17 protein-coding genes are annotated in these 25,418 nt (G+C 55.1%); all 17 read right to left on the bottom strand.

Translation table 11 applies throughout. The features are described 5' to 3' along the window. Nucleotides 1–30 precede the first annotated feature (30 nt). Nucleotides 31–927 carry a glycosyltransferase family 2 protein gene (locus IPI86_RS08235; RefSeq protein WP_345297519.1) on the bottom strand — a complete coding sequence of 299 codons (897 nt, stop codon included), beginning with the start codon at nt 925–927 and terminating at the stop codon, nt 31–33. Beyond that, complete coding sequence (locus IPI86_RS08230) at nt 924–1,919, bottom strand: glycosyltransferase family 2 protein (RefSeq protein ID WP_345297518.1); 996 nt, start codon at nt 1,917–1,919, stop codon at nt 924–926. Before IPI86_RS08230 ends, IPI86_RS08235 begins: the two co-directional genes overlap by 4 nt. 45 nt (nt 1,920–1,964) lie before the next feature. Next, nucleotides 1,965–3,281 carry a glycoside hydrolase family 99-like domain-containing protein gene (locus IPI86_RS08225; RefSeq protein ID WP_345297517.1) on the bottom strand — a complete coding sequence of 439 codons (1,317 nt, stop codon included), beginning with the start codon at nt 3,279–3,281 and terminating at the stop codon, nt 1,965–1,967. Next, entirely contained in the window at nt 3,278–6,052 is a 2,775-nt protein-coding gene (gene csaB / locus IPI86_RS08220; RefSeq protein ID WP_345297516.1) for a polysaccharide pyruvyl transferase CsaB, read from the bottom strand. The genes IPI86_RS08225 and csaB overlap by 4 nt, the downstream gene beginning before the upstream one ends. A gap of 181 nt (nt 6,053–6,233) precedes the next feature. Further along, nucleotides 6,234–6,470 carry a hypothetical protein gene (locus IPI86_RS08215; protein ID WP_345297515.1) on the bottom strand — a complete coding sequence of 79 codons (237 nt, stop codon included), beginning with the start codon at nt 6,468–6,470 and terminating at the stop codon, nt 6,234–6,236. A gap of 42 nt (nt 6,471–6,512) precedes the next feature. Then, nucleotides 6,513–8,726 (bottom strand): M6 family metalloprotease domain-containing protein, encoded by a 2,214-nt coding sequence (locus IPI86_RS08210; RefSeq protein WP_345297514.1) that lies wholly within the window; start codon nt 8,724–8,726, stop codon nt 6,513–6,515. A gap of 94 nt (nt 8,727–8,820) precedes the next feature. Further along, entirely contained in the window at nt 8,821–9,651 is an 831-nt protein-coding gene (locus tag IPI86_RS08205) for an FkbM family methyltransferase (RefSeq protein WP_345297513.1), read from the bottom strand. A gap of 8 nt (nt 9,652–9,659) precedes the next feature. Continuing rightward, complete coding sequence (locus IPI86_RS08200) at nt 9,660–10,817, bottom strand: glycosyltransferase family 4 protein (protein ID WP_345297512.1); 1,158 nt, start codon at nt 10,815–10,817, stop codon at nt 9,660–9,662. Between the two features lie 122 nt (nt 10,818–10,939). Then, entirely contained in the window at nt 10,940–12,358 is a 1,419-nt protein-coding gene (locus tag IPI86_RS08195; RefSeq protein ID WP_345297511.1) for an S-layer homology domain-containing protein, read from the bottom strand. 170 nt (nt 12,359–12,528) lie between these two features. After that, nucleotides 12,529–13,932: an S-layer homology domain-containing protein gene (locus IPI86_RS08190; RefSeq protein ID WP_345297510.1), complete on the bottom strand. Its 1,404-nt coding sequence runs from the start codon at nt 13,930–13,932 to the stop codon at nt 12,529–12,531. 241 nt (nt 13,933–14,173) lie between these two features. Then, entirely contained in the window at nt 14,174–15,610 is a 1,437-nt protein-coding gene (locus tag IPI86_RS08185) for an S-layer homology domain-containing protein (RefSeq protein ID WP_345297509.1), read from the bottom strand. A 215-nt stretch (nt 15,611–15,825) separates the two neighbouring features. After that, a complete protein-coding gene (locus IPI86_RS08180) occupies nt 15,826–17,217 on the bottom strand; it encodes an S-layer homology domain-containing protein (protein WP_345297508.1) in 1,392 nt (463 codons plus the stop codon). A 326-nt stretch (nt 17,218–17,543) separates the two neighbouring features. After that, entirely contained in the window at nt 17,544–18,935 is a 1,392-nt protein-coding gene (locus tag IPI86_RS08175; RefSeq protein ID WP_345297507.1) for an S-layer homology domain-containing protein, read from the bottom strand. A gap of 323 nt (nt 18,936–19,258) precedes the next feature. Beyond that, entirely contained in the window at nt 19,259–20,692 is a 1,434-nt protein-coding gene (locus tag IPI86_RS08170) for an S-layer homology domain-containing protein (RefSeq protein ID WP_345297506.1), read from the bottom strand. Nucleotides 20,693–20,920: 228 nt separating this feature from the next. Then, entirely contained in the window at nt 20,921–22,348 is a 1,428-nt protein-coding gene (locus IPI86_RS08165; RefSeq protein WP_345297505.1) for an S-layer homology domain-containing protein, read from the bottom strand. 262 nt (nt 22,349–22,610) lie between these two features. Next, on the bottom strand, nt 22,611–24,041 hold the full coding sequence (locus IPI86_RS08160; protein ID WP_345297504.1) for an S-layer homology domain-containing protein: 1,431 nt from the start codon (nt 24,039–24,041) through the stop codon (nt 22,611–22,613). Between the two features lie 260 nt (nt 24,042–24,301). Further along, nucleotides 24,302–25,418: S-layer homology domain-containing protein (locus tag IPI86_RS08155; RefSeq protein ID WP_345297503.1), on the bottom strand; the 1,117-nt coding region annotated here is incomplete at its 5' end.

Below are 25,418 nucleotides of genomic sequence, written 5' to 3'. Positions count from 1 at the left end.
GTCCGCTCAATTGAGTGGACAGTTTTTGATTCACGGCTTGGGCGTGCTGACGACTTTCTTTCTACGGAACAGGTTCGTGAGCAGGGCGTATCCCAGCTTGGTCAGCATCATCAAATAATAGAGGAAGTTGAACAGGAAGAAATAATCCTTCGCGAAGTGCTTGCGGAAATAAAGATAATACGAACGATGCCACTCGATGATGGTGCGGTAAGGCTGGACCTTTGAGCCGCCTTCGCCTCCGTAATGCGTGATCTGCGCCGTGGGCACGTAAAAGATCTTCCAGCCTGCCAGGCGGGTGCGGCGGCAATAATCGGTATCCTCTTGATAGGCGAAGAAATCCTCGTCAAAATATCCGATCTGCTCCACGACTTCACGACGAACGACCATGCATGACCCTGAAACTGCCTCTGCTTCGTGAGTGAGGTCTTCGGGCAGGTAGGTCATCAGGTACCCTGCAAAACGTTTGTCGTTCGGAAAGAGACGGGAGAGCCCTGAAAAATAACAGATCGCATCCCACGGACGGGCTTCGCTGCGGCGACATTGCTTTTGAAGCGTGCCGTCACGGTTCAACACCTTGGGGCTGACAATACCCACCTCGGGATGCGAATCTAAAAAGCCGACGAGTTCGGCAAAGGCATTCGGAAAAATGACCGTATCGGGATTGAGGATGACGACATGACGTCCCTGCGCCAGCCGCATGGCTTGGTTGTAGGGACGGGTGAAGCCGGTGTTGCCTTCGTTGGTCAGCAGTTTCACATCGGGGAATTCGGCGCGGATCATTTCGGGGCCGCCGTCGCCGGAGAAATTGTCAACGACGATGATCTCAAAGGTGAGCGTATCCGTTGTCCCGTAGATGGACCGCAGACAGTCGCGCAGGAAATCCTTCGCGTTGTAATTCGTAATGCAGATCGAAATATCAGGTTTCATGAATTTTCCGTGTTGCGTTTTAGAAACGTGAGGAAGGGAGCCAGCCAATTGCGAGACATGGCGCGATGCAATTCGGCGATGGATGCTTTTCTATTTTTCTGGATCGCACCGCGTTTTTTGAGCATGGGGACAAGTCCGCGCAGGGCATCGAGTTTTGCGCGCCAGATGGCGCCACCCTGACCTTTGACCGTGAAATAAAGCAAAAAGAAAATGTTAATAAAAATATGCAATGGCAGGTAAAACCAAAACAGCGCGGATGGCATATCCTTGGCGTAGGTCCACACGAGGTTGCGGTGACCGTGATAAATGGAGAAGTCGCTTTTCTTGCCGAAGGTGACTGAGCCGACATGATGCACGACCGCGTTTGGAACCAGGAAGCATTTCAATCCGCGCAGGCGCAAGCGAAAACCGAGGTCAACATCTTCATGATAGGAAAGATAATCTTCGTCGAAGCCGCCCGCATTGAGGAATTCTTCGCGCGGAAAAAATGCAGCCGCCCCGCAGGCACTGAAGACTTCGCGGATTTCATTCAAGGGATAGGTGCGTGCGCCGTAGCCGTTTCGCCACGCCAACCCGCTGACATGATAGACATCGCCTTCGCCATCCAAAAGTTCGGGGGCATTTGCCTGAAGTTGGCGCGAGGAGAAAAACGCATTGGGATGCGCCTGAGCCGCTTCGAGCAGGCGTTCCAGCCAATCGGGTTCGGGGAAGGCATCGGTGTTGAGCAAGGTCAGCCATTTGCCAGTAGCAAGCTGTGCGCCGAGGTTATTTGAAGAAGCAAAGCCATGATTCGAATCAAGCCGCTTCACGCTCACCTTGAGGCTGGGATATTTTTCCTGCAGGCCCACACAGCCATCATCCTTTGAACCGTTATCGACAACGATGACTTCAAAGTCTTGAACGGTTTGCGCAAGCAGATGCTGGAAACAGCGCGGAATGTAAGCAGCGCTGTTCCAGGCAACAAGCACGATGGAGATGAGGGGTTGATTCATGTTGAGATACACCACGAAGGGTCACAAAGGACCCGAAGGAAGATGCTATTCGCCTTCGGCTTTGCGAGTCTCTTCAATGGCTTCGCGGGTGGCACGCAGGAAGGCATAGCCGTATTTGCGGTCGGGTTCGAGGTAGGCACATTCGCCCCATTCATTCCACGCGTTGACGAAGATGAAGGGCGCGTCGAGTTCCTTGCTATTGCGGGCTTCGCGCAGAATATCGATGAGCCATTCCTTGTACAGCGCAGGGCTGGCGCCTTCGAAGATCATCGGCGTGTTGTTACGGCGGGGGGTGTTATCCCACATCGGCATGATGGCGCGGTGAAGTTTCTTCGCCTGAAACTTGAAATACTGCTTGTTCTTCACCAGATCCACGTAATCGAGGACGATTCCGCCGAAGTCATCGCGCATGAAGCTGATCTCGTTGGTGATGTTTCTGCAATAGCGGAAGACCGTGCCCGGGTGGAATTCGCTCTGGGCGTCGAAGCCAAGCGCCAGCAGGTCGCCATCGAAGGTGTTTTCCTTGACGCCGATGATATAGGGATTGCCGAGTCCTTCCTGCTGACAATAGGAACGCCAGTGCGCCAACACTTCCGCGCATTCGGGCACGAAGGATGGGCGGTATACGATCAACACCGGGCGGCCATCCACGCGGATGTAACGCTTGTCTGCCGCGTAGGGCTTGATGCTTTCGATGAAGGATTTGTAACTCTCCACCGATTCGTTCTGATACATGATGACCTCGCCGCTGGTGCCGTCGAAGCGACGCGTCCACGATTCGTTTGCCCAGCACAGGCAGAAGGGGAAATCGAGTTCGGGGTGATTCAAAAACATATCGAGTGGTTTATCGAGCAAGCGGCGGCCATCGAACCAGTAGTAATAATAGGCAAAGCCGTGAATGCCGTGCGATTTTGCCAATTCGATCTGACGGGCGATGTTTTCTGTGAGGCGCAAGTCGTATGATCCCAACTCACCGGGCAGGCGCGGCTGATAATGCCCTACGTATTGCGGAACAGCCTTGGCAACGTTGTGCCATTCGGTGATGCCGCGCCCCCACCACTCGTCATTTTCAGGGGTCGGATGAAATTGCGGCAGGTAATACGCAAGCAAAAGCGGATCACCCGCCTGCGGCTTATAGGCATCGGAAGCCAGTTCAACATATTCATCCGTCTTGTCGGGAATCGCGAGGACCTGTTTGGTGTACTGCTCATACATTTTTGTTTTCGCAGGTTCAGGCATGGCAGGCGCGCTGCGCGGACGGAAAATGCGCTGTGACAGAATCGAGAGCCTGCGGCGAAGCGGCTCAGGCATCGGCAGTTTGCGGTAGATGCGAAGGGCGAATTGAATCATTCGATTGATCACAGCTTCACCCCGGTCATGTTCAGGATCTCAATGGTCTTATGTTCCCACGAATTCTCGTTCGCTTCGGTGTCGAGCACCTTGAGATACTCGGCATCGTTCCTGAGATCAGTGGCACGTTTCAATTGCAGCATGAATTCCTCGTTCGTCTCAGCCGTGAGGCAGGACTTATATTTTTTGCATTCACGCAGGTCGGTGGTGACGATCGGTTTCAAGGCCGCCATGTATTCGAATATCTTCACAGGCGAGACCGCCTCCGTGAGATTGGATTTCTTGAACGGCAGGATCGTCACACCATAATGGATCGCATATTGATTTAACTGTGAGTAGGGTTTGCTTCCGAGAAAATGTACACGCGGATGGCTCTTCAACCCGCTCTTCTCGAAGGCATCGTCATGCTCGTGGCCGATCAACACCAGTTCGTAACTGCCTTCATCGGCGATCATGCGCAGCAGGTCATAGTCGAGCCACTTGGCAAGCGCGCCATGATAGGCGACGATGGTGTTTCCAGTAAATGCGGATTTCATATCCACGGGCGGCTCGCCCTTGGGAATACGCCAGTTTTCGAGATCCACACCGTTGGTGCTGAGGACAAAATTCTTTGCGCGATGACGGGCGACTTCTTCATACAGCTGATCGGAGGTAGCCACAACAAACACGGCTTCATTCCTCAACAAGGCTTGATGTCGATCACGGACAAGTTCAGGTACGTTGCCTGTGATATCGGACGTGATCTCGTCTATGTATTCATACACCACACGGAAACCACGGCGCAGGAAATTCTCGACATCTTCGGCTGTCGTCACCAGGTCAATGGATTCGATGCGCAGCACGGTGGAATTGCCCTTTTTCTCCAAGGCTTGCAAAATGCGTTCCGTGATCTGCGGGTCGGTGGCTTTGAAGACATACAAATTCTCGGCGGCCTTTTTATAAACGAAGATATCCTTGTCCACGGTGGGATGGCCGCCGTAGATGGCGATTCCGCCCAGTTTGGCCGATTGCAATGAAACATGCTGGAAACGCTGGAACAACATCGTATTCCAACCCATCGGAATGTGGAACAGGTCGAAGAAACCGTTGTGCCCGGCGATGATGGTTTCCAATTCTTTCAACTCGCGTTCATAGCGCTGTTTGAAAATGGCTTTTTTGATCGGGTAGGTCAGCGAAACCCAAATGGCGACAAAGCCTTTCAGGATCGCACCAAACACCCCGTTGGTCCGAATCGAAGCGCGGATGCGCGATATCAATGCGCGTGGTTTGCGGAAGAACCAGTGGAACAGGAACCTCACCAGCTTCTCGCGTCGGCTGCCGAGCGGAATGAGCGTGGTCCTGATCTTTTGAAAGATCAACGCGATCTTCCATGAAGTGCTGTGGACCATTTCATGCAGTTGATACTGCTGGTAATCCACGATCTTTTGAATGCGGTCGATCTCGTATTCGTTGATGGCGATGCGCGCGAGTTGGTCCGCCACTTGTTGATTGAGTCTTGCAACATCCGCAGTTAATGCCTGTGCTTCCTTTTCGCGGACGAAGAAGGCGCCCGTTTGTTTGACAGCCAGATCGCGGATCAATTGCAACGCCACGGGCTTTTCGATGCGTTTGGTCTTTTGGTCGAGCAGTTTCAAAGCCAGTGTTGTATTCGTTTGAACAAGCTGTTTGAATTTCTGACCTTGCTCCGCCAGTGATGCGCGCACCTGTTTCTGGTCAGCCCAAAGATAGTGGAAGGTATCCGAAAGCGAATCTACATTCATGGTCTGAAGATCGAGCGCATAATCCGAAAGGCCGAGAAATTTCATCAAGTTCTTGACCTTCGGGTCGTAGATCAATGCAACCGATGGAACTCCGACGCTGGCGGCAAAAACAAGCGAATGCAAACGCATACCGATGACCACGCGGCAGCGGGCGATGAGTCCCTCGACCACTTCCGGGGAATAGGCCTGCGGCAAAACCTTCGTCCGTTCCTGATTCTGCATCATGGAGATGACTTCCACTGAAACCGTGTAGTCATTCTCAAGTTCGTGCTCACCCACCTGGAAGGGAATGAACACGATCTGCGCGTTATGTTTTTCGAGGAAGGAATCCAGCGCGGACGCCAATTCCTGTTTCCATGCACCGCCTTTTTCGCCTTCGGTCCAATTGCGGATACAAACGCCGACCATCGGGCGTTCTTTGGGGGAAATGCCTTCAGCTTGAAGAATCTCCGCCGCGGCTTTCAGTTTCGGTGAAAGGTTGAGCGCAGGATCGGGTTTGATGAGAATTTGTTTTTTGGGAAAACCCAGCGAAGCCAGCAAATCCCTTGATTCGACATCGCGCACTGTGGCGGCATCGGCCAGTTCAAAGGCGAGGCGCGTCCAGCGTTTGCCTTCATCGGTCAACAGCGGACCAATGCCCACGGAATAGATCATGAAGGGTTTATCGAACAGGGAAGCCAGCAGGCCGATGCTGCTGTAATACGAAATACCCCAATGAAATTCGGTTAAATGGGTACCTGCCGGGGTGCCCCAATAATCCTGAAAAATGCCACCGCCGCCGAGGATGATGAGGTCGCATTCGCGGGCCGCATCCATCAAGGCGTTGATCTCCTTCCAATGCACCGAGCGGACGTTGTGCGATGCGGCGGTTTCTTCGGGGTTCGACGAGATGACGATGAATTCAAGTCCCTCGCGTTGTTTTCGCAAATCGGTCAGGATGGCGCTGAGAATGGCCTCGTCACCGACGTTGCCAAATCCGTAATAGCCTGCCACCAGAATGGTCTTTTTATTGTTTTTATCCACTGTCTATACTGCCTCTCCAGGAAATGTCCGCCTATTATCATCGAACTCCATGCAGGAGGCAATGATGATAAAACAGGTGGCAGTCACTTGCTAAGTGACTGCCACCTGAAGTAAAGGCAAACAACAAACTTAATTTTCTACGCTCGAACCGCCGTCCTCGGCGGTGAGGCAAACAGCAGCCTTATTTTGCTTTGTGCTTTTTGTGAGAATAGAATTCCATAAACCCGCAGTTTGAACATCTGAATGCAACGACAGGAATTCCCTCGGTGGTTGGTTCTGAAGTTCTCTGCCAAAAGGATTTTTTGGGCACACCTTCATACCAGTTTGGGACAACAATCGCACCGTTTGCGTAATCGAGAATAAATCCTCTGACCATGTCACCATCACATTTTAGGCATTTGTTCTTTGTTGTTGCCATAATGTTCCTTTGTGTAGAATCGCTTAATTTTCTCAACGCTCTCTACGGCAAATTAAACGTCCGCACCAGAAATACGGCCATCTGCGCGCGGGTCACAGCGGATTCGGGGCAGTAGTTGCCATTGCCGCAGCCAGCGGTGATGCCTTCGGCGACCAGTTGCTCGATCCATGCGGCGGCCCAGTAATCAGCGGGGACATCGGTGAAGGCGGTGCCTGTGGCCGCGGGCGGTGTGTAACTGCCGCCATATTTGCTTCGCAACAGGAAGACCGCCATTTGGGCGCGGGTCACTTCGGCTTCGGGGCAATAATTGCCATCGCCACAGCCTGCGGTGATGCCCTCGGCAACGAGTTGCTCGATCCATGCGGCGGCCCAATGATCGGCGGAGACATCGGCGAAGGCCGTACCCGTGGCGGCAGGCGGAACATAACTGCTGCCGTGTTTGCTGCGCAACAGGAAGATCGCCATTTGAGCGCGGGTGGTTGAACTTTCAGGACAATAGATCAGCGGATAGACTCCGCAGCCCTGGGTGATGCCGTTTTGATACAGCTTCTCGATCGAATCCACGGCCCAGTAATCGGGGGTGATATCTGCGAAGATGCCGTCGCCGGGAGTGAGGAAATCGGCGGTCATGGTGCTGGCACAGCCGCTGATGTTCAACACATTGGCGCTGCTCGGACTGCCGTTATATAAATTGCTGTTCGGGTTTGAAGAAGCGGAGAAGGCCTGATTCCACCGTGACCCGGGGAAGGGGTCGCCCGCATCGCCGGTATCGCGGCCCCGGCCAAGTTCATCGGAGCCATCGGCCTGCACAAGATACACCAACCTGCGCGGGTTGCCCGCATTGGCTGAGTTATCGAAAGGCACACTTTCGTCAATGTGCCAGATCAACAAACCACAGCCGGGCAAGCCTGCGTCAAAACCGGTCTGCTGGCGATTCTCCACGAGAAAATACTCGCCTGTGCCTGAATTTGAGTTGAATTTCCAATCCAAGCCATTCGGGTTATCCAAAAGCTGGAAAACTGTCGGGTTGGATTCTGCATTGGGGATCGGCTGACCAGCTACCAGTCCGCGAAGCTGAAGCGGGGTTGTCCAGCCTTCGTACCATTTGCTCCAGGCGTCGTGATGTGCGGGCAGGTCACCCAACTGAGTCCCAGTCGTATTCCATGTGCCCATGCCCATCAGCCCCCAAACGCCGATGCCCGATGAACGGCCGCTCGTATCGTACAGGTCGGGCAGATTCAAACTGTGACCGAACTCATGCGCGATGACGCCCATTGTGGCGGGGTAACCGGGCGTAAACCCAGGCAGGTCGGCGCAATGCCACTCGCCCACTTGCACATATCCGCCGCCCGCGCTGATCTCACCAATGGTTTTTCCGTACACCACCGGCGCGGGGACCTTCCCACCTTCGAAGCCCCAGTAGTGCGCCCAAATGCCGGGCTTGCAGGAACTGGTGCTGGCGAAGGCTGTTTCATAGCCAGCGACGACCACGATGATGTGCAATTCACGATTCGAAATATAACCATCATTGTTTGTGTCGTAGACGGTGTAATCCACATACGGAGCCGAGGCCAGGATGGCATCGCGTGTGATCTGGCGGTTGTGATCGGAAACATTTTGCCCGGAGTTGGGATGGTTGTACGGCAATGTGATCCAGCCGACAATGCCGTCTCTGGATGTGCCATAGTTTTCGACCACAGGGAGCAGATTGAGCTGCCCGTAGGAAACTTCCTTGTAATATTTTTTCACGCTCAAGGCGGGACCGAAGACCTTGTCACTCCAATAAGCAGCATCGGTGCCAATCGACGGTTGATTCTGGAACTGCGCCAGAAGCACCAACACCCGCTGTGTGCCTACGTTGACACTGCTTTCTGGAATGGGTTGAAATCCCGCAGGCGGACTGCCCGCAGGGCGATTCACATTCGGGCGAATGTGCAAAGGCAGACCGGCTGCAGCGGGATCATCCCTGCCGACGATCAAGGCCGACGGGCGCAGACTGTCAGCGGTTGGCTCAGCGGCATACACCCAATATTGACTCTGTTCGTTTTTCAAAATGGTGTAACCATCCAAAGTCTCCATGCCGTTCGACCATTCGTCGCCCCAGGCGAGGGCTTGAAATGCGAAGCCATCGGGCTGATACAGGGTGATCTCGATGGGCGCAGGCGGCGCAGCGTGCGCCACCGTGAAGGGTTGGGCGGCCAGTAAAAGCATAAGGGCAAGCAGGATGATGGATGTTCTTTTGAAAAGTTGAAGCATTTTATTTCTCCGGGATTTATCTTGCAAAACACGGAGACACAGAGGCACGGAGAAAAAAACCTGTGGCTTTGTATCTCTACAGCGCAAAAGATTGTTATTGTGTCTTCAGCACTTTACTGCACAGCATATTCGCATCACTCTCTTTGGCCGAAAGCTCGGAGGTGATCATTTCGATCTCGAAGCCCATGCTGCGAATGCTTTCGAGGAATTGCTCAGGTTCCACATGTCCACAGCGCAGGGCGGTGGGATTCAACTCCATGAGCAGGTGCAGGTTTGAAGAACGCGCCGCGGTATTCTGCATCCCTTTCAAGACCAGCGGCTCGGCGCCTTCGGTATCGCTTTTGACAAAACCGACCTGTTCGATACCGCGTTCCTGCAAAAAGGAATCAAGGTCCACACAACGCACTTCGATGACGCCTTCCGCCTTGGTGTAGCCTTCGATCAAACTGTGATTGCTGTTGCCCGGTGACACATACAAAGGCAATATGCTTTCCTGCTCGCCGACTGCATAGTTAAACAATTCCACATGTCTGTAACGCGGCAAAGACATGTTCTTTTGCAACACACTGAAATTCTCGGGGTTCGGCTCAAAAGCCAGCACACGCCCAGTCGGGCCGACCAAATCCGCGAGCAGGCGGGTGTAATAGCCGATGTGTGCCCCAATATCCACCACGGTCATGCCAGGCTTGACCACTTTCCGAACACGTTCCACCGATTCGACTTCCAACCAACGCATCAGAATCTCGAAGCGGAAACGCTCGATCCACCACCACCCGCCAGTTGCCCGGGCGGGAAAATGAAATTGCTGGCGCCTTTGCAGAGTCTTCACCAGCCAGTTGATCTCCATCCGCACAAAGCGGGCGAATAACGAATCGGGATTCTGTTGATAACGATCGAGAACTTTTCGATAGAGTCTATACAGCATTAAAGTTTTCAGCCTTTCCGGAGATACAAACCACACGAGGCGCAATGATAACCGTCTGCCAGAGGCAGTTGAGGCCCGCCACAGTCCGGGCAGGGATCCGCCCACATCCGCCGCTCAGAGGTATGCATGGCCCATTCCCAATGACCGACCCAGGTACGCGCCACCGTTTCCCAATTCCGCACAGCGGCTTGCGCATTGTGACGAATGGTGCTCGAAAAATCGGGCGCACTCACCAAAGTCAGCGCCATCTGCGCCACCTTTTGCCAGGTTTCCTCCGCCATGTGATTCCCTTCCACAAGGAAACCATCGTACCCATCGCGGACGATCTCCGGGTACGCGCCCATCGGGCTGGCGACCACGATATTGCCCGAAGCCATCGCTTCGATCAAGGAAAGGCCAAAGGGTTCGAGACGGTCTTGAAGATTCAAAGCGATGTGACTGGTGCGCAGTTCACGCGACAATTCACGCTGACCGACCATGCCATGATAAAAGACGCCGTCTTCCTGCGCTGGAGCCTGCTCGGCCCCACCCCAGAGACGGTTGCCCCCGTAGATATGCAATTCAAAACGGGCATCCTGCGCGCGCAAAATTCTCAATACGCCCAGCGCCGCATCCAATCCTTTCGATGGATGACTCGCGTACACCAATTTAAAAAGATTTCGTTCCCTGCGGTTGAAAAGGCCAGGCTCTTGAAGGAAGGCAGGGTCCACGCCGTGATAGCTGACGAATGTCTTTTCGCGCGGAACACCCCACTCCTGAATCGCCCACTGGCGGATGAAATTGCTCGGCGAACAGACAAAATCAAAGGGAATCTCATGCAACCCTTTAAGCAATGGCGTGCCATGCACCCAGATCAGGCGCAGACTCGCTTTGATATCCAGAGCCAGGGCCGGGCGCAGATCCAGATCGCCGCCGCTGCTGCTAAGGATGAGTACATCCACATCAATGCTCCGCACCTGTGCCAGCGGAAGATATTGCACCCCATCGAACACCGCCGCGCGCGGACAATTGCAGATCATCGTGACCTGATGCCCCAATTTTGCCAGCGCCGCCGCAAGGCGAATCCGTACCATGACGCCGCCGCCCACTCCCTGTTTATCGGGGGTGCTGCCATCATAGGAAAGATGGTGATCGGGGCAATATAAAGCAACTTTTAATTTCTTCAAAGAAACACTCCCATCTTGATCATGACAGAAGCATTTTATAGTTGATTGAGGGATGCGTCAATTGCCATAAAAAGAGCGGACCCGTATGGGTCCGCTCAAATTACATTCGAACAAAAATCTTTTTATTGCTGGCTGATGGCGCGGTAGAGCATCTTGGCGAATTCACCGCGGGTTGCGGCCTGGTCAGGCGAGAAGGTGGTGGCGCTGGTGCCTTCAGCCACGCCGATACCATAAGCGCGCAGGACGGGGATGGCGTAGTACGCGCCAACCGAAACATCCGTCCATGCGGCTTCGCGCAGGTACGGGTTTTCCCAATCGGTCCAATCCTGGCTGAGGGCGTTGCCATTGGCGAAATCGAGATAATCGCCGGTGCCGCCGCCCATTTCATAGATGTTGTTGAAGATGGTCACGACCTGACCGCGGGTGAGCAGGTTGTTCGGGTCGAAGAGGCCGCCACCCACACCGTTCATGAAGCCGTCAGCACAAGCCTGCCAGACCCAACCAGCGAACCAGTCGGAAGCAGATACATCGGTGAAGTCACAACCAGCAGGAGCGGAGGTCGGCAGGGTGGTCGTGTCGTAGCCGTTGGCGATTTCGAACAAGGTGGACGCTTCGGCGCGGGTCAGGTTGTTGTCGGGGCCAAAGGTGCCATCGGCGAAGCCGCTGATCAGGCCAAGGTCGGCCAGGTAGCGGATGTACACTTCGTACGCATGACCAGCGGTGTCGCTGAAGTCGGCGCAGTCTTCTAACTCATCTGCACCCACTACATTCACAGGCGCAGCGCCATCACGGAAGGTGGACAGACTCCACTCATTCCCGGCCGCATCGGTCGGGTTGAAGCCCAAAATCCATGCGCCGCTGGCAGTGGACGGGAAGGTGAACACCCACGAGAACAGCGCAGCATCCGCACCAATCGGGGCAGGCGCGAAAGTGCCCGTTGTGGAGGGGTTCCAAGAGTCGAAGCCAGAGTACGCATCTCCGGCAGGAACAGTGGTCTTATCAGACACAACCGCCCACATTTCGAAGGTATTGCAGGAGACCGGGGTGCTATCGAAATCTGCGATGTTCAGAGAGGGCGGGTTGAAGTAATCACCGTCCATCCCATCGTCATCCACGTAATTGGATCCCATGACGGAATCAATCGCGGGGACGTCGGCTGTGGCACAGGTCTGATCGTCCACGCTGAGAGTGAACTCAACGATATCGCCGGAGCTCAACGCAGCCAGGTTGACGGTGGTGGTGTAATCGTAGGTGAAGGTACCGCTCGCATCACTGGTGCCAATGATGGTAGCGATCAACTGGCAATCATTCCAGTCATACGCTACGGGAACCGCGGCGTTCAACCTGCCCCATACCAGGATGTTCTTGGTGCCAGCAGCCATGCCGGTCGCAGCCCAGTCAAGGTCTACATTGGCACCGCTTGAAAAATCGGGCAGCGCGGTGATCGAGGCATCACCAGCCACAGCCACGGCTGAGGCGATGCTGAACTGCGCCAGCATGAACACAGCCAACAACAAAAGCGTAAATATCTTCTTGCTCATTTTCTCTCCTGTGAATAATATGGATGCCATTCGGTCATATCCAACCTCAGACAATGGCGGTCTGAATGGTTGTATTTTAGAACATTCCGAATTACGAGTCAATAATTTTCACATCGATTTAAAAAAGGGGCGGCCCCGGTAATGGGGCCGCCCGATGGTACAAATTTTTATTACACGCGGCTCAAAGCGCGATAGAGCATCTTGGCGAACTCACCACGCAGCACAGGCTGGTCCGGTGAGAAGGTGGTTGCACTGGTTCCATCGGCAACACCCACCGCAAATGCATACTGAACCGGGTTGGTGTAAAAGGCGCCTATGGGAACATCCGAGAAGGCCGCCGGGCGCAGGTGATAGCCAGCACCCCAGTTGTTCCACTCGAAGTTGAGCACGGTATTGAATGTACCGCCGCCGTCAAGGAAGCTGCCAGCCACACCGCCGCCCATCACATCAATGTTATTGAAGATGGTGACGATCTGACCACGGGTGAGCAGGTCGGCGGGGCCGAACAAGCCGCCACCCAAACCGTTCATGAAGCCGTCAGCACAGGCCTGCCAGACCCAACCAGCGAACCAGTCGGAGGCGGAAACGTCACTAAAGGTACAAGCTGCGGAAGGCGGAGCGACAGGCAGCATGGCGGGAGTATAGCCATTCGCCTTTTCGAACAGGGCAGAAGCCTCGGCGCGGGTCAGGGTGCTGTTCACGCCATAGCTGCCATCCGGGTTACCAGCGATCAAGCCAAGGTCAGCGAGATAGCGCACCTGGGTTTCGGTGTCATGACCGGCGGTGTCGGTGAAATTGGCGCAGTTGGCCAATTCATCGGGGGTCACCGCAACAGCACTGCGCCAGTAATAGTTGCCGCCCCAGTCATTGCCGATCATGTCAGACGGATTGGTATAGAAAGACCAGTTTCCATTGGCAGTGGCCGGGAAGGTATTTTCCCAGGAGAGCACACTGTAATCCGGCCCGAGTGGGGCTGGTGAGGAGAAGGAACCCGTTGAACCTGTATTCCAGGAATCAAAGCCGGAATAGGGATCGGGATCGGTGTAAATTCTGTCTGAAGCAACGCCCCACAACTCAAATGTATTGCAGGAAACATGCTGATCGTAGAAATTCGCGACATTTTCGAGCGAAGGAGGATTTGCAAAAAATCCGTAGGGAGCCACACCATCAATGGTGGTGAAATCCATCACGTCGGAAACAGCGGGTACGGTCGCAGCGGCGCACATGGCACTGTCAATGGTGACGGTGAAATCGATGACATCTCCGTTGCCCACACCAGCGAACATATAAGTATAGGTACCGGAAGCGTTGGCTGTGCCAACGGTGGTCGCCACTTCGTGACAATCCGCAGGCAGATACGCCGGTGCATTGGAATCTTTACCCCAGAGCAATACATTCTGGGTGGGGCCAGCCATGCCCGTGGCAGACCAGCCAATATCAACGCTGACATTGTTTGCCAGCCCCGGAATGCTGGTGATGGAACCGGTACCGGGCACAGTGGCGGCTGAAGCCATGCTGAACTGTGCCAGCATGAACACAGCCAATAGCAAAACAGTAAATACTTTCTTGCTCATGTTTTCTCCTTTATAAAAATAATGGATGTCATCCGCTTTACAAAGATTCAGACGATGACAATCTGAATAGTTGTATTTTATAGATTAGTCACCTCAAAGTCAATCGCTATAAGTGGGAATTAAGTAAGGGCATGACCTTTGTTCAGCATGCAGCGTTTCAATCTTGACCTGTAACCTGCTGCACAAAAAAAGAGAGCGGACCCGGTACCGGGTCCGCTCCAGAATATCTTTTGGTTATGAATTAGTGATTGTCAGTGCGGCTCAAAGCGCGGTAGAGCATCTTGGCGAATTCGCCGCGGGTGGCAGCCTGATCGGGTGAGAAGGTGGTGGCGCTGGTTCCATCGGCAACACCCACTTCGTAGGCGTAGATCACCGGGTAGGCATAGAACGCGCCAATAGAGACGTCGGTCCAGGCGGCGTGGCGAAGAGTATCGCCCCAGTTATTCCACTCATCTTGAAGTGTGGTGGAAGGACCGGCAAAGTCGAGATAGGAGCCAGCCGTACCGCCGCCATTCAACCAAATGTTGTGGATGATGGTGACGACCTGACCACGGGTGAGCAGGTTGTTCGGGTCGAACAAGCCGCCGCCCACGCCATTCATGAAGCCGTCATCACAGGCCTGCCAGACCCAACCGGCGAACCAGTCGGAGGCGGCGACATCGGTGAATTCACAGCCAGCAGGAGCCGTAGCAGGCAGCATGGTGTCATCGTAGCCGTTGGCCTTCTCGAACAGGGCGGAAGCCTCTGCACGGGTGAGGGTGTTGTCGGGGCCGAAGGTGCCATCGGCGAAGCCGCTGATCAGGCCGAGGGAGGCCAGGTAGCGCACGTACACTTCATCCTCATGGCCGCTGATGTCGCTGAAGGTTTCACAATCAGCCAATTCAGCCGCATCCACGGTCGTAAGCAGGGTGCCGTCGCGGTAGTAATCAGCAAAGCCGTCTGTATTTCCAATCGCGTCTTCAGGGTCGATGGACATGGACCAGGCGCCGCTGGCGGTGGAGGGGAAGCTGAACACCCACGAGAACACTTCGTCATCCGCGCCAATCGGGGCGGGGACAGCAAAGGTGCCCGTCACAGAGGGGTTCCAGGGGCCAACGCCGGAATAGGCATCGGGGATAACATCATCATCTCCCGCAACACCCCACAGTTCGAAGGTATTACAAGCAACGCGGTTATCCTCGATAACAGCCGGGGTGGTGACATCGACATCCGGGGGGGAGCCACGGAAGCCATAAGGATCGTCGCTATCGACATAGTTGACAGCCATGACGGAGTCGATCGCGGGGACGTCGGCAGTGGCGCAGGTCTGGTCATCCACGCTGAGGGTGAATTCAACCTGGTCACCGGTGCCAAGCGCGTTGAGGTTGGCGGTGGTGGTGAAATCAAAGGCGAAGGTGCCGCTCGCATCGCTGGTGCCAATGATGGTGGCGATCAACTGGCAGTCGGCTGGGTCGTACGCAACGGGAACCGCTGCATAAACACGAGCCCAAACCAGAATGTTCTTGGTGCCAGCGGCCATACCGGTCGCGGCCCAATCAAGGTCCACACCCGTGCCGCTCGAAAAATCGGGGATGGCGGTGATGGAGGCGTCACCAGCTACGGCGACGGCGGAGGCGGTGCTGAACTGGGCGAGCATGAACACAGTCAGCAACAACAGGGTAAATACTTTCTTTCTCATTGCTTTTCTCCTTTGAAGATGGTTTTTGCACACCTGCTTAAACCAGAACAGATATGTCTAATTACTTAACGGATAAAACCCCAAAAAGAGACCGGCAAACTATTGCAGTTTTTGAAATTACCCCGTTTCCCCGCGAACCCGAGGACTGCCATACAAAAAAAGAGGAGCGGACCCGGGTTGGGTCCGCTCCAAAAAATCTGGATTACAGAATAGTCTTAGAGGCCGCCTTCCCAGTCGCTCAAGGCGCGATAGAGCATTTGAGCAAATTCGCCACGGGTCACAGGCTGATCCGGGGAGAAGGTGGTGTCAGAGGTGCCATCGGCAACACCGATACCATAGGAGTAGATCACCGGGTAGGCATAGAATGCGCCAACAGAAACGTCAGTCCACGCCGCTTCGCGGTAGATATTGGTCCACTCAATAAAGAGCAGGTTATCAACATAGTTGAAGAAGCCACCTGTGGAGCCCGTATTGTAGACGTTGTTGAGGATGGTCACGATCTGACCACGGGTGAGCAGGTTGTTCGGGTCGAACAAACCGCCGCCAATGCCGTTCATGTAACCATCCGCACAAGCCTGCCAGACCCAACCGGAGAACCAGTCGGTGGCGGCGACATCGGTGAAGTCACAGCCAGCGGGAGCGGAAGTGGGGAGCATGGTGTCATCGTAACCGTTGGAGATCTCGATGAGGGTGGAGGCTTCAGCGCGGGTGAGGGTGCTATCGGGGCCGAAGGAACCATCGGCGAAGCCGCTGATCAGGCCAAGGGTCGCCAGGTAGCGCACGTACACTTCATCCGCATGGCCGCTGATGTCGCTGAACGTTTCGCATTCGGTCAATTCAGCCGGGGTAATTGCGGAAGGTGTGCGGAAGTAATAGGGAACCGGAGTCCAAGCGTTGTTACCAGCCGCATCCTCAGGACTGATCGAGAAGGTCCAAGTGCCGCTTGCGGTGGCAGGCATGGTGACCTGCCATTTAAACATTGAGGTCTCAGGGCCGATTGGGGCGGGAGCAAAGGTCCCGGTTGTCTGCGGGTTCCAGGCGCCAAAGCCAGAGTAGGGTTCGGCGGGAGCGAGGCCATAGGTATCGCTCGCAATCGCCCAGTATTCGAAGGTGTCACAAACCGACTCAGTGACGATCGTGCCATCGTTGGGAAGAATAGCGCCAAAGCCGTCGAGATACCACCCATCCACATAGGAGGAGGCCATGAAATTATCAGCAACTGCGGGGTCGGCTGGCAGAGTGGTGCAGGAAGCCGCATCGTCGAACGCGATCAGGAACTCCCAATACTCGCCATCGGCGGGAACGCCGGTGAACACATAATCGAAGGTGCCGCTGCCATTGCTAGTACCGACGATCACGGCTACATTCTGGCACTCGCCAATGGCATAGGTGCCGCCCATTAAGCGGGCATAGATGTCTACATAGGTCGTGCCAGCGGGAAGGCCGGTGGCGGTCCAGTCCAGAGTGACTGTGGCGCCAGCGCCTGCGGGCATGAAGTCAGGACCGACGAGGGTGCCATCTGCGGCTACCTGAACTGCAGAGGCGACACTGAACTGCGCCAACACGAATACGGCAACCAATAACAGGGTAAATACTTTCTTACTCATTATGTTTAACTCCTTACTTATTTGAGGGACATGGTTTTTGATTAGATCCATAAACATCCACATTTTTCTAAAGGTCTACCTCCTTTCAGGAAATGCTCGAAATTCATCTCAAATGCCCCCAGTTGAGGATCTCAACTCAATAGGCGTAATTTAGTAGTATTACGCTATATTAATTAAACGGATGAGAGGCGAAAAAGAGACCGGCAAAACCGACCAATTTGGTAAATTCCCCCATTTCGTGCCAACCCGAGGCTTGATCCACAAAAAAGAGGAGCGGACCCGGGATGGGTCCGCTCCAAAACTTACTGTTTTCGAACTAAATCGCTTTAGAAACCACCGAAGTAAAGGCTCAGAGCACGGTAAAGCATCTGCGCGAATTCGCCACGGGTCACAGGCTGATCCGGGGAGAAGGTGGTCGCGGAGGTGCCTTCAGCAACGCCTACACCATAGGCATTGACAACAGGCACAGCATAGAACGCGCCGACGGAGACGTCACTCCAGGCAGCTTCGCGGTAGATATTGGTCCACTCAAAATTAAGAACAGAGAATGGAGCAGCCAGGAAGCCGCCGGTACCACCGACGTTGTAGGCGTTATTGATAATGGTGACGATCTGGCCGCGGGTGAGCAGGTTGTTCGGGTCGAACAAGCCGCCGCCGATGCCATTCATATAACCATCATCACAAGCCTGCCAGACCCAACCGGCGAACCAGTCAGAGGCAGCCACATCGGTGAAGTCACAGCCAGCAGGAGCCGAGGTCGGCAGCATGGTGTCATCGTAGCCATTGGAGATCTCGATGAGGGTGGAAGCTTCAGCACGGGTGAGCGTGGTATCGGGGCCGAAGGTGCCATCGGCAAAGCCGCTGATCAGGCCAAGGGTTGCCAGGTAGCGCACATAGGTCTCACTTGCGTGGCCGCTAATATCGGTGAAGGTGGCGCAGTCTTCCAGTTCAGCAGGAGCAATCGCTGTTGGGAAGCGGAAGTAGTAGGGGATCGGGGTCCAGGCGTTATTGCCAGCGGCATCTTCAGGGCTGATCGAGAAGGTCCAGGTACCAGCCGCAGTAGCAGGAAGGGTGAAAACCCAGGAGAGCAGTTCATTTTCAGGGCCGATCGGGGCGGGAGCAAAGGTTCCCGTGATCTGCGGATTCCAGGCACCGAAGCCAGCATAGGGTTCGGCGGGAGCGAGACCCAGGGTGTCTGTGGCAATCGCCCAGTACTCGAAGGTGTTACAGGCCACAGGAGTGAGGATCGTGCCATCGTTCGGAGGAATGGCGCCGAAGCCATCAAGGAAGTGCCCATCTACATAGGAGGAAGCCATGAAGTTATCGGCAACTGCGGGGTCGGCAGGCAGGGTGGTGCAGGAAGCCGTATCGTCGAACGCGATCAGGAATTCCCAATACTCGCCATCGGCAGGAACGCCGGTGAACACATAATCAAAGGTGCCGCTGCCATTGCTGGTGCCGACGATCACGGCCACATTCTGGCACTCGCCAATGGCATAGGTGCCGCCCATTAAGCGGGCATAGATGTCTACATAGGTCGTGCCAGCGGGAAGGCCGGTGGCGGTCCAGTCCAGAGTGACTGTGGCGCCAGCGCCTGCGGGCATGAAGTCGGGACCGACGAGAGTGCCATCTGCGGTTACCTGAACCGCGGAGGCGACGCTGAACTGCGCCAACGCGAATACGGCAACCAATAACAGGGTAAATACTTTCTTACTCATGATGTATATCTCCTTAAATTGAAGGGTCAGTTTTTTGATTAAATCAATAAACATACACATTTTTCTAGTGGTCTACCTCCTTTCAGGAAATGCTGACATTCATCTCAAATGCCCCCAGTTGAAGATCTCAACTCAATAGGCGTAATTTAGTATCACGCTATATTAATTAAACGGATGAGATGCGAAAAAGAGACCGGCAAAACCGACCAATTTGGTAAATTCCCCCATTTCGTGCCAACCCGAGGCTTGATCCACAAAAAAAGAAGGAGCGGACCCGATAACGGGTCCGCTCCAGAACTTCAACTTACGCGTATGGAGAGCGTTTAGCTAATAATGCTCAAAGCGCGGTAGAGCATCTTGGCGAATTCGCCGCGGGTGGCAGCCTGATCGGGCGAGAAGGTGGTGTCGCTTGTACCTTCAGCAACACCCCAACCGTAGGCCTTCTGTACCGGAACGGCATAGAACGCGCCGACGGAAACATCGGTCCAGGCGGCGGTGCGGTAGCCGTAACCACCGTAAGGATAGGCAGGGAGGAAGAACGTGCTCAAGAGAACATTGCTGGTATCAATGTAGCCACCGAAGGGGACCGGGTTGGCGAAGTAGGAGGTGGCCACATTGTTGAGGATGGTGACGACCTGACCACGGGTGAGCAGGTTGTTCGGGTCGAACAAGCCGCCACCCACGCCGTTCATGAGGCCATCATCACAAGCCTGCCAGACCCAGCCTGCGAACCAATCAGAAGCAGCCACGTCGGTGAAGTCACAGCCAGCGGGAGCCGAGGTGGGGAGCATGGTGTCATCGTAACCGTTGGAGATCTCGATGAGGGTGGCCGCTTCGGCGCGGGTGAGGGTGCTGTCAGGGCCGAAGGAGCCATCGGCGAAGCCGCTGATCAGGCCAAGGGAGGCCAGGTAACGGATATACACTTCGTTGTCGTTTCCAGCTACATCGCTGAAGTCAGCGCAGTCTTCCAATTCGGCAGGAACCACGTTCACAGCGTTGCGGAAGTGATCCACACCAGGCCACATATTGCCAGCCATATCCTCAGGTTGAATGGTTGCAGTCCAAGCACCGGTGGCGGTGGCAGGGAAAGCAAACGTCCAGGAGAGCAGGGAGGAGGTCGGTCCCATTGGAGCGGGAGGCGCGAAGGTACCGGTCACCTGTGGGTTCCAGGAACCAAAGCCAGAGTAGGCTTCATCAGCAAAAACTATACTAGCATCACGGGCAAGCGCCCAATACTCGAAGGTATTGCAGGCAGCGGTGTCGAGGGAAGGAGCGACAGCCGCTGTTGAGGGGGGATGGCCCTGATAGTAAGTTGGAGCGGTAGCATCCACGTAGTTGACGCCCATGACGGAGTCAATCGCGGGGACATCGGCGGTGGCGCAGGTCTGGTCGTCCACGCTGAGGGTGAATTCAACCTGATCACCGGTGGCCAACGCGTTGAGGTTGGCGGTGGTGGTGAAATCATAGGTGAAAGTGCCGCTCGCATCGCTGGTGCCGATAATGGTGGCGATCAGCTGGCAGTCGTTCGGGTCGTAGGCGACGGGAACCGCTGCATATTCACGACCCCAAACCAGGATGTTCTTGGTGCCAGCGGCCATGCCGGTCGCAGCCCAATCGAGGTCCACACTTGTGCCGCTCGAAAAATCGGGGATGGCGGTGATGGAAGCGTCGCCGGTTACGGCAACGGCGGAGGCAATGCTGAACTGGGCCAGCATGAACACAACCAGCAGCAATACGGTAAATACTTTCTTGCTCATTATCGTTTCTCCTATAAATAAAAGATGTGTTTTTATTACCTGTCAAAACAGATCAGGTATATCTATATATCTTAACGGATGAAACCCAAAAAAGAGACCGGCAAACCATTGCAACTTTTGAAATTACTTCCGTTTCTTGACAACCCGAGGCTTGATCCACAAAAAAAGAAGGAGCGGACCCGATATCGGGTCCGCTCCAGGTATTCAACTTGCACGTGCAAAGAGCGATTAGTTAATAATGCTCAAAGCGCGGTAGAGCATCTTGGCGAATTCGCCGCGGGTTGCAGCCTGATCGGGCGAGAAGGTGGTGTCGGAGGTACCTTCAGCAACACCCCAACCATAAGCCTTCTGCACCGGGGTGGCGTAGAAAGCACCGACGGAAACATCGGTCCAGGCAGCCTGGCGGAAGCCATAGCCCACAGGATAAGCACCGATGAAGAATGTGTTCAAGAGAATATTGTTGGTGGCAATATAACCACCGAAGAGGGCCGGGGTGGCGAAGTAGGAGGTGGCCACATTGTTGAGGATGGTGACGATCTGACCGCGGGTGAGCAGGTTGTTCGGGTCGAACAAGCCGCCGCCAACGCCGTTCATGAGGCCGTCATCACAAGCCTGCCAGACCCAACCAGCGAACCAGTCGGTGGCAGCCACATCGGTGAAGTCACAACCAGCAGGAGCCGAGGTGGGGAGCATGGTGTCATCGTAACCGTTGGAGATTTCGATGAGGGCAGAGGCTTCAGCGCGGGTGAGGGTGTTATCGGGGCCGAAGGTGCCATCGGCGAAGCCGCTGATCAGGCCGAGGGAGGCCAGGTAGCGGACATAGGTCTCGTAGTCAGAGCCGCTGATGTCGCTGAAGGTGGCGCAGTCTTCCAATTCGGCAGGAACCACTGCAACCCCGTTGCGGTAGTAATCTACCGGGTTGATATTGCCAGCAGCATCCTCAGGAGCAATGGAGGCGCTCCAAGCACCAGTGGCGGTAGCAGGGAAGGCAAATGTCCAGGAGAGCAGGGAGGAGGTCGGTCCCATCGGAGCGGGAGGCGCGAAGGTACCGGTCACCTGGGGATTCCAGGAACCAAAGCCAGAGTAGGCTTCAGTGGTGGCAATCAGGCTGGCATCACGACCAAGCGCCCAATACTCGAAGGTATTGCAGGCGGCGGTGTCGAGGGAAGGAGCGACAGCCGCTGTTGAGGGGGGATTGCCCTGAATGTAAAAAGGAGCGGAAGCATCCACGTAGTTGACGCCCATGACGGAGTCAATCGCGGGGACATCGGCGGTGGCGCAGGTCTGGTCATCCACGCTGAGGGTGAATTCAACCTGATCACCGGTGGTCAACGCATTGAGGTTGGCGGTGGTGGTGAAATCGTAGGTGAAGGTGCCGCTCGCATCGCTGGTACCAATGATGGTGGCGATCAGCTGGCAGTCGGCCGGGTCGTAGGCAACGGGAACCGCTGCATATTCACGACCCCAAACCAGAATGTTCTTGGTGCCAGCGGCCATGCCGGTCGCAGCCCAATCGAGGTCCACATCAGTGCCACTCGAAAAATCGGGGATGGCGGTGATGGAGGCATCGCCCGTTACGGCGACAGCGGAGGCAATGCTGAACTGGGCCAGCATGAACACGGCCAGCAGCAATACGGTGAAGATTTTCTTACTCATTAATTTGTTTCTCCTATAGATATAAAGAGTTGGATTTGTACACTTACTCAATTCGGAGTAAATGCATCTAATTATCTTAACGGATGAGACCCTAAAAAGAGACCGGTAAAACCTTGCAGATTTGAAAGTTGATCAAAAACTCCGATTTTGGTGGAAATTCACCCTAAAAACGGCATTTTTTCCTCCCCTACCTATAAAAAGAGGAGCGGACCCGGGATGGGTCCGCTCCAGAACGTCAATTTATACAGACAGGTTTAGAAAATTAGAATTCGCGGCTGAGAGCGCGGTAGAGCATCTTGGCGAATTCGCCGCGGGTTGCAGCCTGATCGGGCGAGAAGGTGGTGTCGGAAGTACCTTCAGCAATGCCCCAGCCGTAAGCCTTCTGTACCGGGGTGGCGTAGAACGCGCCGACGGAAACATCAGTCCAGGCAGCTGTGCGGAAGCCATAACCACCGTAAGGATAGGCGGGAGTGGGGAATTGAAGCAACAAGACGTTGGGGGTGTCGATAAAACCACCGAAGAGGGCCGGGTTGACGAAGTAGGAGGTGGCCACATTGTTGAGGATGGTGACGACCTGACCACGGGTGAGCAGGTTGTTCGGGTCGAACAAGCCGCCGCCTACGCCGTTCATGAGGCCGTCATCACAAGCCTGCCAGACCCAACCGGAGAACCAGTCGGAGGCAGCCACGTCGGTGAAGTCACAACCAGCAGGAGCCGAGGTGGGGAGCATGGTGTCATCGTAACCATTGGAGATCTCGATGAGGGCAGAGGCTTCAGCGCGGGTGAGGGTATTATCGGGGCCGAAGGTGCCATCGGCGAAGCCGCTGATCAGGCCGAGGGTGGCCAGGTAGCGGACATACACTTCGTCTTCATGACCAGCGATATCGCTGAAGGTTGCGCAGTCTTCCAATTCAGCAGGAACCACGTTCACAGCATTGCGCAAGACGCCCGGGCCACTGACATTACCGGCCATGTCTTCAGGAGAGATGGAAGCAGTCCATGGGCCGGTTGCAGTAGCGGGGAAGGCAAACGTCCAGGAGAGCAGGGAGGAGGTCGGTCCCATCGGAGCGGGAGGCGCGAAGGTACCGGTCACCTGCGGGTTCCAGGAACCAAAGCCAGAGTAGGCAATGTCGAGGGAAACGAAGCTCGCATCGCGGGCAAGAGCCCAATACTCGAAGGTATTGCAGGCGGCAGTGTCGAGCGAAGCAGCGACAAGCGCTGTGGAAGGCGGATTGCCATAGAAGAACACGGGGCCGGTAGCATCCACGTAGTTGACACCCATGACGGAGTCAATCGCGGGGACATCGGCAGTGGCGCAGGTCTGGTCATCCACGCTGAGCGTGAATTCAACCTGATCACCGGTGGCCAACGCATTGAGGTTGGCAGTGGTGGTGAAATCATAGGTGAAGGTGCCGCTCGCATCGCTGGTACCAATGATGGTGGCGATGAGCTGGCAGTCGGCCGGGTCGTAGGCAACGGGAACCGCTGCATATTCACGACCCCAAACCAGGATGTTCTTGGTGCCAGCGGCCATGCCGGTCGCGGCCCAATCGAGGTCTACATCAGTGCCACTCGAAAAATCGGGGATGGCGGTGATGGAAGCGTCGCCGGTTACGGCGACCGCGGAGGCAATGCTGAACTGGGCCAGCATGAACACGGCCAGCAGCAATACGGTGAAGATTTTCTTACTCATTAATTTGTTTCTCCTATAGATATAAAGAGTTGGATTCGCGCACTTACTCATTTCGGAGTAAGTGCATCTAATTGTATTAACGGATGAGACCCTAAAAAGAGACCGGTAAAACCTTGCAGATTTGAAAGTTGATCAAAAACTCCGATTTTGGTGGAAATTCACCCTAAAAACGGCATTTTTTCCTCCCCCTACCTATAAAAAAGAGGAGCGGACCCGGGATGGGTCCGCTCCAGATATTGCTATTTTCGAACTAAATTACTTTAGAAAGGACCGTAGTAGTAGCTCAAGGCGCGATAGAGCATCTTGGCGAATTCACCGCGGGTCACAGGCTGATCCGGGGAGAAGGTCGTGTCTGAGGTGCCTTCGGCAATGCCCCAGCTGTAGGCTTCGACGACCGGTTCGGCATAGAAGGCGCCGATGGAAACGTCGGTCCATGCAGAGGTCAGGAACTCAGGGGCACCATCAAAGAACGCGCCCCACAGCAAGCCACTCCATAAGTATGAACCAGGGGTGACAGCAGCGCCGCCGCCATCCACTACGTTGTTGAGGATGGTGACGATCTGGCCGCGGGTGAGCAGGTTGTTCGGGTCGAACAAGCCGCCGCCCACACCGTTCATGAAGCCGTCATCACAAGCCTGCCAGACCCAACCAGCGAACCAGTCGGAAGCGGCGACATCGGTGAAGTCACAACCAGCAGGAGCGGAGGTGGGGAGGGTGGTGTCATCGTAACCGTTGGAGATCTCGATGAGGGCAGAGGCTTCAGCGCGGGTGAGGGTGGCATCGGCGCCGAAGGTGCCATCAGCGAAGCCGCTGATCAGGCCGAGGTCGGCCAGGTAGCGGATGTACAGTTCATTCGCGTGGCCAGCGGTGTCGCTGAAGTCAACGCAGTCTTCCATTTCGGAAGCGTCAATTGCGGAATTGCGGAAGGTGTAGGGAGCTGCCAAAGTGGGATCGTACATGTTGCCAGCCGCATCTTCGGGGTTGATGTTGAAGTTCCAAACGCCAGAGGCGGTGGAGGGGAAGGTGAAGCCCCATTCGAGGATCTGATCTTCAGGGCCGATCGGAGCGGGGGTGGCGAAGGTGCCGGTAATCTGAGCGTTCCAGGAACCGAAGCCAGCGTACGGGTCGTTGGTGGTCAGGCCGAAGGAATCAGTGGCAACTGCCCAGTATTCGAAGCTATTGCAGGCTACTTCGTCGCCAGCAACAGTGTGGTCGTCCTGGGGAGCGGCGCCGAAACCATCGAGAGTTCGTCCGTCCACAAAGGACCAGGAGAGGTAGTTATCGGCATCGGCGGGGTTGGCAGGAGCGGAAACACCGCAGGTGTCGGTGCTATCGAATACCAGGGTGAATTCCCAGAAATCGCCATCGGCAGGGGTC

Source organism: Candidatus Villigracilis affinis, assembly GCF_016705895.1.
In the GTDB taxonomy this organism is placed as follows: Bacteria; Chloroflexota; Anaerolineae; order Anaerolineales; family Villigracilaceae; genus Villigracilis; species Villigracilis affinis.
Note: the sequence above shows the minus strand (reverse complement) of the source record. Positions and strands in the feature narration are given on the sequence as shown.